The organism is Rhodoplanes roseus, assembly GCF_003258865.1.
In the GTDB taxonomy this organism is placed as follows: domain Bacteria; phylum Pseudomonadota; class Alphaproteobacteria; order Rhizobiales; family Xanthobacteraceae; genus Rhodoplanes; species Rhodoplanes roseus.
Map to the genome: position 1 here is coordinate 1 of NZ_NPEX01000571.1, position 1,317 is coordinate 1,317.

Sequence of the window (1,317 nt, forward strand, 5' to 3'; positions counted from 1 at the left end):
CGTCCGCTGCGCGGACGCCCGACCCTCCCCCTCCAGGGGAGGGTGAAGGGAAGGCCAGCGGATAATGCCGCTGTAAAAAATCCAGCGCGCGCCGCAGGCAGGTCAGCATGCCGAGCGCCAGCACGTCGATCTTGAGAATCCGCAGCGTGTCGAGGTCGTCCTTGTCCCACTCGATGACGGTGCGGTCCTCCATGGCGGCGTTCTCGATGGGGACCAGCTCGTCGAGCCGGCCGCGCGTGATCACGAAGCCGCCGACGTGCTGCGACAGGTGGCGCGGAAAGCCGACCAGCTCGCGGGCCAGCGCGAGCGCCGCCGCGAGACGCGTGTCGGCGGGATCGAAACCGGCACGGCGCGCATGCTGGTCCGAGATCGCCTCGGGCGACCAGCCCCACAACGTGCCGGCGAGCGACCCGATCACGTCCTCGGTGAGGCCGAAGACCTTGCCGACGTCGCGGATGGCGCTGCGGCCGCGATAGCAGATCACCGTGGCGGCGAGGCCGGCGCGCGCGCGGCCGTAGCGATTGTAGATGTACTGGATCACCTCCTCACGCCGCTCGTGCTCGAAGTCGACGTCGATGTCGGGTGGCTCGCGCCGCTCGGCCGAGACGAAGCGCTCGAACAGGAGATCGCTGCGCGCCGGATCGACCTCGGTGATGCCGAGGCAGTAGCAGACGGCCGAGTTCGCCGCCGAGCCGCGGCCCTGGCAGAGAATCCCGCGCGAGCGCGCGAAGCGCACGATGTCGTGCACGGTGAGAAAGTACGGCGCATAGGAGAGCTCGCCGATCAGCGCGTATTCGTGGTCGAGCGCGCGCCTCACCTTGGCCGGCACGCCGTCCGGATAGCGCCGCGCCGCGCCGTCTTCCGCATAGGCGATCAGCGCCTCCTGCGGGGTGGCGAATCCGTCGCGCACCTCGTCCGGATAGTCGTAGGCGAGCTCGTCGAGCGAGAAGCGGCAGCTCTCCAGAAAGGTCAGTGTCTGCGTCACGGCCTCGGGCGCGGCACGAAACAGGCGCGCCATCTCGTCCGGAGCTTTCAGATGGCGCTCGGCATTGGCCTCCAGCAGGCGCCCGGCGGCATCGAGCGTGGTGCGCTCGCGCACGCAGGTGATCACGTCCTGCAAGGCGCGCCGCTCGGGGCCGTGGAACAGCACGTCGCCGACTGCGATCAGCGGCGTGCGGGTTTCCGCCCCCAGCGCGGCGAGCCGCGCGAGCCGCCGCGCATCGTCGCCGCGATACAGCATCCGCGCGCCGAGCCAGACGCGGGCGTTCGCGGAGCGGAGCATTTGGATCACCCTCCCCTGGAGGGGGAGGGTCGCCG

Annotated in this window: 1 protein-coding gene; it reads right to left on the reverse strand. The window is 70.5% G+C overall.

Translation table 11 applies throughout. From position 1 onward, the window contains the following. Positions 1-1,317: error-prone DNA polymerase family protein (locus tag CH341_RS31310; protein ID WP_483475698.1), on the reverse strand; the 1,317-nt coding region annotated here is incomplete at both ends.